The organism is Brevundimonas sp., assembly GCF_044239655.1.
Taxonomy (GTDB): Bacteria; Pseudomonadota; Alphaproteobacteria; order Caulobacterales; family Caulobacteraceae; genus Brevundimonas.
The window spans coordinates 1-7,628 of record NZ_JBIIAY010000137.1 but is presented as its reverse complement, the minus strand read 5'-3'; the positions used below and the strand labels follow the sequence as shown (position 1 = coordinate 7,628).

8 protein-coding genes are annotated in these 7,628 nt (G+C 67.4%); 6 read left to right on the top strand and 2 right to left on the bottom strand.

The annotated features are described in order from the left end of the window. Positions 1 to 67 precede the first annotated feature (67 nt). A complete protein-coding gene (locus ACILQR_RS14510) occupies positions 68 to 1,114 on the top strand; it encodes a ribonucleotide-diphosphate reductase subunit beta (protein WP_395652100.1) in 1,047 nt (348 codons plus the stop codon). Between the two features lie 68 nt (positions 1,115 to 1,182). Here the strand turns inward: ACILQR_RS14510 and ACILQR_RS14505 are convergent, their stop codons facing one another. Next, complete coding sequence (locus ACILQR_RS14505; protein ID WP_395652099.1) at positions 1,183 to 1,587, bottom strand: endonuclease domain-containing protein; 405 nt, start codon at positions 1,585 to 1,587, stop codon at positions 1,183 to 1,185. Positions 1,588 to 1,703: 116 nt separating this feature from the next. Here ACILQR_RS14505 and ACILQR_RS14500 point away from each other — a divergent pair, with 116 nt between their 5' ends. Further along, positions 1,704 to 2,720 carry an oxidoreductase gene (locus tag ACILQR_RS14500; protein ID WP_395652098.1) on the top strand — a complete coding sequence of 339 codons (1,017 nt, stop codon included), beginning with the start codon at positions 1,704 to 1,706 and terminating at the stop codon, positions 2,718 to 2,720. A gap of 7 nt (positions 2,721 to 2,727) precedes the next feature. Here the strand turns inward: ACILQR_RS14500 and ACILQR_RS14495 are convergent, their stop codons facing one another. Further along, positions 2,728 to 3,513, bottom strand: a complete 786-nt coding sequence (locus ACILQR_RS14495) for an alpha/beta fold hydrolase (protein ID WP_395652097.1) — start codon at positions 3,511 to 3,513, stop codon at positions 2,728 to 2,730. A 62-nt stretch (positions 3,514 to 3,575) separates the two neighbouring features. Here ACILQR_RS14495 and ACILQR_RS14490 point away from each other — a divergent pair, with 62 nt between their 5' ends. The 4 genes from ACILQR_RS14490 to ACILQR_RS14475 form a co-directional block, all read left to right on the top strand. Beyond that, on the top strand, positions 3,576 to 4,544 hold the full coding sequence (locus ACILQR_RS14490; RefSeq protein ID WP_395652096.1) for a glycosyltransferase family 9 protein: 969 nt from the start codon (positions 3,576 to 3,578) through the stop codon (positions 4,542 to 4,544). A gap of 172 nt (positions 4,545 to 4,716) precedes the next feature. Beyond that, a complete protein-coding gene (gene infC, locus ACILQR_RS14485; RefSeq protein ID WP_271146351.1) occupies positions 4,717 to 5,238 on the top strand; it encodes a translation initiation factor IF-3 in 522 nt (173 codons plus the stop codon). 114 nt (positions 5,239 to 5,352) lie between these two features. Next, on the top strand, positions 5,353 to 7,323 hold the full coding sequence (locus ACILQR_RS14480; protein ID WP_395652095.1) for an alpha/beta hydrolase family protein: 1,971 nt from the start codon (positions 5,353 to 5,355) through the stop codon (positions 7,321 to 7,323). Positions 7,324 to 7,498: 175 nt separating this feature from the next. Next, on the top strand, positions 7,499 to 7,628 hold a 130-nt coding region (locus ACILQR_RS14475), incomplete at its 3' end, for a 50S ribosomal protein L35 (RefSeq protein ID WP_395652101.1).

Genomic DNA, 7,628 nt, shown 5'->3' with positions numbered 1-7,628 from the left:
CCTTCAGGTCGATTCTGGGCTTGGATAGGCCCAGTCCCCTTCTCGATCCCAGTCCGGTGCCTGTCGCATGAACGCCCACGCCATCATCCGTCCCGGAACCCCCGGCCTGCTGACCCCCTCGGCGGCCTACAAGCCGTTCCGCTATCCGTGGGCGTTCGACATGTGGAAAAAGCAGCAGCAGGTCCACTGGATGCCCGAAGAGGTGCCGCTGGGCGAGGACTGCAAGGACTGGGCGGCCAATCTGAACGACAAGGAGCGCAATCTGCTGACGCAGATCTTCCGCTTCTTCACCCAGTCGGACATCGAGGTCGCCGACAACTACATGGAAAAATACGGCCGGGTGTTCAAACCGACCGAGGTGAAGATGATGCTGTCATCCTTCGCCAACATGGAGACCATCCACATCGCGGCCTACGCCCTGCTGCTGGAAACCATCGGCATGCCCGAGAGCGAGTTCGGGGCCTTCATGGAATACGAGGCCATGCGCGACAAGCATGACTTCATGCAGACCTTCGGCGTGGACACCGAGGCCGACATCGCCCGCACGCTCGCCATGTTCGGTGGCTTCACCGAGGGGCTGCAACTGTTCGCGTCGTTCGCCATGCTGATGAATTTCCCCCGCCAGAACAAGATGAAGGGCATGGGCCAGATCGTGTCCTGGTCGGTGCGCGACGAGAGCCTGCACTGCGACGGCATCATCAAACTGTACCATGCCTTCAACAAGGAAACGGGCGTGGTCACCAAGGCCGTGGCCGACGACATCGTCCAGTGCTGCGAGACCGTGGTGGGCCTGGAAGACAAGTTCATCGACCTGGCCTTCGAGGCCGGCGAGATCAACGGCATGACGCCCGAAGACATCAAGCAATACATCCGCTTCATCGCCGACTGGCGCCTGCGTCAGCTCAAGCTGCCCGAGCTCTACGGCGTCAAGGAAAACCCCCTGCCCTGGCTGCAGTCCCTGCTGTCGGGCGTCGAACACGCCAACTTCTTCGAGGCCCGCGCCACCGAATACTCCAAGGCCGCCACCACCGGCGCCTGGCACGGTGCCGACGGCGTCTGGGGCGAGTTCGACAAACTCCTCGCCCGCCGCGACATGAGCATGGTGGCGGGGTAGGCACCGCATAGGCGGCGCGACTCTCCTCCCCGTTTGCGTAGCAAATGGGGAGGTGGCGCGGCCCTCCTTCAGGGCCGTGACGGAGGGGGCGACACGGTCTCACCGGGAGGATTCTTCACCACCACCCTCGCCTCCGCCTCCCGCCGGATGAACCCCAAAACCCCTTCCAGCTCGTCCCTCACCGCCACGGCCGCAACCCGGATCACCCGAATACCCCGGCCTCCCAGCCAGACCGTCCGCCGGGCGTCATGCGCCACCTGCCCATCCTCGAAATGAACCGCCCCATCCACCTCCACCGCCAGCTTCGCCGCCGCGCAGTAGAAGTCGAGAATGTAAGGCCCCACCGGATGCTGTTTGCGGAATCCCAATCCGGCCAGACGATCGCCCTTCAGTTGGACCCACAGCCGGGCCTCGGGCGGCGTCAGCCTCCGTCGAAAAGCCCGCGCGCGTTGATAGCTGATCCCGTCCGCCACCGTGTCGCCCCCTCCGTCACGGCCCTGAAGAAGGGCCGCGCCACCTCCCCATTCCTGCGGAACGGGGAGGAGAACGCTTCCGATGTTCTCTTAATGTTCCGCTTGAGGCAAGTTCGATGATCAACACCGCCGTCATCGGCTTCGGCAACGCCGGCAAGACCTTCCACGCCCCGCTGGTCGCCGCCTGTCCCGACCTCAACCTACACACCATCGTCAGCCGCCGCCCGGACGACGTCCGCGCCGTCTACCCGGACGTCCGGGTCGTGCCCGATTTCGAAACCGTCCTCGCCGACCCCGACATCGCCCTGATCGTCCTCGCCACCCCCGACGCCCTCCACGCGCCCCAGGCCGAGGCCGCGCTGAAGGCCGGCAAGGCGGTCGTCATCGACAAGCCGTTCGCCACCACCCTGGCCGACGCCGAACGGCTGGTCGCCCTGTCCGCGCAGACCGGCCGTCTGCTGTCGGTCTTCCAGAACCGCCGCTGGGACGCCGACTTCCTGGCGCTGCGGGCCGAGATCGCCTCGGGGCGCCTCGGCGACGTCGTGACCGTCGAGAGCCGCTACGACCGCCACCGGCCTCTCGTCCGCGATCGCTGGCGCGAGAATGACGGCGACGGCGTCTGGCTGGACCTGGGGCCGCATCTGAGCGACCAGATGCTGGTGCTGTTCGGCGCGCCCGAGGCCGTGACCTGCGACATGGCCATCCAGCGGCCCGGCGGCCTGACCCCCGACTGGGCCCATGCCGTGCTGCGCTATCCGGACCGACGCGTCGTCCTCAACGCCGCCATGATCGCCGCCGCCCCCGACGTCCGTTTCGCCGTCCACGGCACGAAGGGGAGCTGGCTGAAATCGGGGCTCGACACCCAGGAGGATCAGTCGAAATCCGGCATGATCCCCGGCGCGCCCGGCTGGGGCCTTGACCCCAACCCTGCGACCTTCGTCGACGGCGAGACCTTCGCGCGGTCGCCCGCGCCCGGCCCGGCCGGAAACTATCTCGCCTACTACGCCGGCATCGCCGCCGCCCTGCGCGGCGAGGGCCCCAACCCCGTCCCGCCCGAGGAGGCCCTGCTGACCATGCACGTCATAGACGCCGGCCTGCGCAGCGCCCGCGAACGGCGGGAGATCAGTCTTTGAGCAGGCGCTACCCCTCGCGACGCGGTCGCTTGCTGCTTGAGCGCATTCCCTCCACCGCCTCGACCAGCCGGTCGAGATCGGTGGGCGTGGACAGCCGGTGATCCCCGCCCTCGATCAGGTCCAGCCGCACGTCGCCGCCCTTCAGCCGCCCGACAAGTTCGATCGCGTGGGTCCAGGGCACGGTCGCATCGGCCCGACCCTGAAGAATATAGACCGGTGCCGCGATGCCGATGGGCCCGTCCAGCAGCATCCAGCCCTTCGCCTCCTCGAACATGGTCCGGGTCAGGGCATAGGCCCCCAGACCCTCCTCGATCACGACGGTTTCCCCGTCCCTGAGGATCGCCTGACGCTCATGATCCGCCAGCCCCGGCCACATCAGCCGCTCGGTGAAATCCTGGGCCGGATTGACCAGCACCAGCCCGACCACGGCCTCGGGTCGTGCCAGCGCCGCCAGCAGGGCGATCCACCCGCCCATCGACGACCCGACCAGAACCACAGGCCCCGGGATACTGTCGATCACCGCCACCGCATCCTCGCGCCACCGCCCGATAGTCGCCGCCTTCCAGTCGCCGCTGGACCGGCCGTGGGCGAAATGATCGTATCTCAGGAAGGCCCAGCCCCGCACCTTCGCCGCCGCCTCCAGCGCCAGCGCCTTGGTCCCCTCCATGTCGGATCGGAACCCGCCGATCCAGATTACCGTCGGCCCCTCTCCCGACACCTGCTTGTAGGCCAGGGTCTCGCCGTCCGGCCGGCGGATGAAGCGGTGGGCATCGTCGTTGTCGGCGTCGGTCAAGTCGGGTCCTGTCCAGTTCGGCGCGGTTGGCGATCCGGTCGCGGCTCGCGTATGAGCGCACCATGCCCGCAACGCCCCGCGCACCGATAGTCCTGTTCGTAACCTCCAACCGCATCGGCGACTGCGTGATCTCGTCCGGGATCATCCGCGAGATCGGCCGCCAGTTGCCGGGTGCCCGGATCACCGTCGCGGCCGGTCGCCCCCCCGCCCCCTTCTTCCGCACCGCCCCCGGCGTCGTCCGCACCATCGTGCTCGACAAGAAGAAGGCCGCCGGACACTGGCTGGACCTTTGGAAGCAGGTCGTCGGCACCCGCTGGGACCTGGTCATCGACATCCGGGGATCGGCGCTCAGCTATCTGATCCCCACGAAGCGTCGGATCGTCTACAACCGGTCCTGGGAAACCGGCCTGCGCAAGGTCGAGATGGTCTCGCGCCTGATGGGCTCGGAGACGCCGCTCGATCCGGAGATCTGGCTGGACGATCAGGCGCGCGCGCAGGCTGCCGCCGTCATCGACCCGCAATTGGCGATGGGCCCAGGACACGGCCCCATCCTGGCCCTCGCACCCATCGCCCACCAGCCCGGCAAGAGCTGGCCCGCCGAGCGCTGGGGCGAACTGGTCGCGCGGTTGATGGCCGAGCCGCGCTTCGACGGCTGGCGCTTCATGCCGGTCGGCGGCCCCGGCGACCGCCCGCCCGCGACCCCGGCGCTCCAGACCGCCGGAGACCGCGCCATCGACTTCGTCGGCAAGGGCGACATCCTGGCCTCGGCCGCCGCCATCGACCGGGCCGCGCTTTTCGTGGGCAACGATTCCGGCCTTATGCACGTCGCCGCCGCCCTGGGGCGGCCGACGCTGGGTCTGTTCGGTCCGACCGAGTGGTGGCTGTACGGCCCCTGGGGTCCGCGCACCCGCACCGTCGCCTCCAACGAGACGCGCGGCCAGTTCGCCCCGATCGAGGACCTGAGCGTCAACCATGTGTTCGACGCCGTGCTGGCCCTGCATGACGACTTCATCGGCGGGGCGGGGGCCTGAGCCCGATCACCCCCGGCCTGCGCCGGTCCGCCTTGTAAATCGGCGTCTTCGAGCGCATATAGCGCCCCTTGGGGAACGTGGCGCCAGACCGCGCGCTGACCCCTGCACGACCGACGTTCAGACTATCCAGACCCTTCATCCACACAAGGAAACGACGCTCATTCGCCGTCCGATGAACCAGCCGCCCGTCAAGGATGGCCCCCCCATGAACCACGATATCCGCGCGCCGCGCGTTCTGCTCATCGATCAGAACGGCGAAAAGCAGGGCGTCATGCCGACGTCCGCCGCGCTGGAAGCCGCCGAAGAGGCCGGCATGGACCTGGTTCAGATCGTGTCCACCTCCGAACCGCCGGTGGCCAAGATCCTCGACTACGGCAAGTTCCGTTTCCAGGAGCAGAAGAAGAAGGCCGAGGCCAGGAAGCGCCAGAAGGTCGTCGAGCTCAAGGAAATCAAGCTGCGTCCCAATATCGACGTCCACGACTATGAGGTGAAGGCCAAGGCCATGCACCGCTTCTTCGACGAGGGCGACAAGGTCAAGGTGACCCTGCGCTTTCGCGGTCGCGAGATGGCCCACCCCGAACTGGGCATGAAGCTGTTGAACAAGGTCCAGGCCGACTTCGACGAGATCGCCAAGGTCGAATATGCACCCCGCATGGAAGGCCGCCAGATGATCATGATCCTGGCCCCGAAGTAGGACCGGATCACCGTCCGATCGATACAGACGCCCCGGCCCGCGCCGGGGCGTTTTTCGTTTGCGGGCCGGTCACCGCGCGTTACGGTTGCGTCCGGGTAGCGGGGGAGTTCGGGGATGATGGGTCGGTTCTGGCGAAGAACCCTGCTTTGTCTGGCGCTGGCGACGATCCCGGCGGCCGGGCCCGGCCTGGCGCAGCAGCCTGCGCCTCCGCCGCTGTCTGCCTATGGTGCCTTGCCGGGGACCGAACTGGTGCAGTTGTCGCCCTCCGGCGACCGGATCGCCTTCGTCACCGTGATCGGCGAAGAGCGGCGCCTGGCGATGGTCGACCTGACGACCGGCCGCCCCCTCGGCGCGATCGGCGTCGGCGCAGCCAAGGTCCGCGACGTGGAATGGATCGACGAGGAGCGGGTGCTGATCACCACCTCCAGCACCGAAACCCTGCATCAGATCGGCCTGGCCAAAAGCGAACTGTTCATGGGCCAGATCTTCAACATAACAAGCCGCCGTGTGGCCCGAATGCTGGTGCCGACCCGCAGCCTGTTTCCGGCCCTGTTGAGTTCGGTGCGCATCCGGACCGGCGACGACGGCCCCGAACTGTTCGTCAGGGCCCACTCGTTCCAGGCACCGGGCGCACTCGATCTGTATCGCGTCGATCCCGACACCGGCGGTGCCCGCCAGGCCGAGGGCATGACCCGCGACACCGACGATTTCATTCTTGACGACGACGGACGCAGCCTGGCCCGCAGCATCTATGATGAACGGTCCCGGACCTGGAGCCTGCTGCTGCGCCAGAACGGCCGGTTCAACGAGACCTGGCGGGTCTCGGCACCGCTGGATCAGCCCGCCCTGATCGGCCTGGGCATGTCCGGCGACAGCGTGATCGTCGCCGCAGACCGTCCGGACCTGCACCGCGAAGGCCGCGAGGACGCAGAGTTCTTCGACGTCAACATGGCCACCGGCACCTGGCGGCCCGTGCGGTTCGAGTTCGACCCGGAGAATCTGCTGTTCCATCCGGTTACCCGGCGGATGATCGGGGCCACCCGGGTAGAGACGACGGGACGCCGTTACGTTTTCGCCGACGAGTCAGCAGCGGTGCTGTGGGCCAGCGTCCAGCAGACCTTGCCGAACGTCTCGCCCGGACTGGTCAGCTGGAGCGACGATCTGCGCACGGTCGTGGTCTACACCAGCGGCCCCGGCGATCCCGGGGCCTATCGGCTGATCGACCTGGAGACGGCCGAGATGCGGACGGTCGGACGGGCCTATGCCGGTATCGCTTCCGACCAGGTGGCCCAGGTCCAGCCGATCGAATTCGAGGCCGCCGACGGCCTGGATCTGCACGGCTATCTGACCACGCCGCCGGGCGGCGCAACGCGCAATCTGCCCCTGGTCGTCCTGGCCCACGGCGGGCCGGCCGGCCGTGACGTCCTGGGCTTCGACTGGTGGTCGCAGGCTCTCGCCTCGCGCGGCTATGCGGTGCTCCAGGTCAACTTCCGTGGCTCGACAGGATACGGCCGGGCCTTCATGGAGGCCGGCTACGGCGAATGGGGCCGCAAGATGCAGACCGACCTGTCGGACGGGGTTCGCCATCTCGCCGCCCAGGGGATCATCGATCCAGAGCGCGTCTGCATCGTCGGCGCCAGCTACGGCGGCTATGCGGCGCTGGCCGGGGCCACCCTCGACAAAGGCGTCTATCGCTGCGCCGTTTCTGTGGCGGGGGTGACGGACCTGCGCGACATGGTCGCCTATGCCGCCGAGCGCGGCGAACGACGCGACAACAGCACCGTGCGCTACTGGAACCGGTTCATGGGCGGCGACGGCCCCGGTGACCGGTCGATGGACGCCCGCTCTCCGGCCCGTCAGGCTGCCTCGGCCGACGCGCCGATCCTTCTGATCCACGGTCGCGATGACGTCGTGGTGCCGATCGCCCAGAGCCGGTCCATGGCCAGCGCCCTGCGTCGCGCAGGCAAGCCGCATGAATTCATCGAACTGGATGGCGAGGATCACTGGCTATCGCGGGCCGACACCCGCACCCGGATGCTCACCGAGACTGTTCGGTTCCTGGAGGCGAACAATCCTGCGCGCTAGAAACGGGCCGTAAGCCAGACTCGGCTTGCCTTTGCGGGTGGTTTCGCCTACTAGCCGCGCCTTCGCCTACGAACCGCCGGGCTAATGGCATGCCTTGGCGGTTTTCGAACCGGGTTATCGTCTTCCAGGCTCAAGTAGCCCGAAGGGCGGTAGCCCCCTCAAGATGAGAGTGAAAATGCCGAAACTGAAGACGAAGTCGGGCGCCAAGAAGCGCTTTTCTTTCACTGCGACGGGCAAGGTAAAGTCCGGCGTTGCGGGCAAGCGTCACCGCTTGATCAGCCACAACTCCAAATACATCCGCCAGA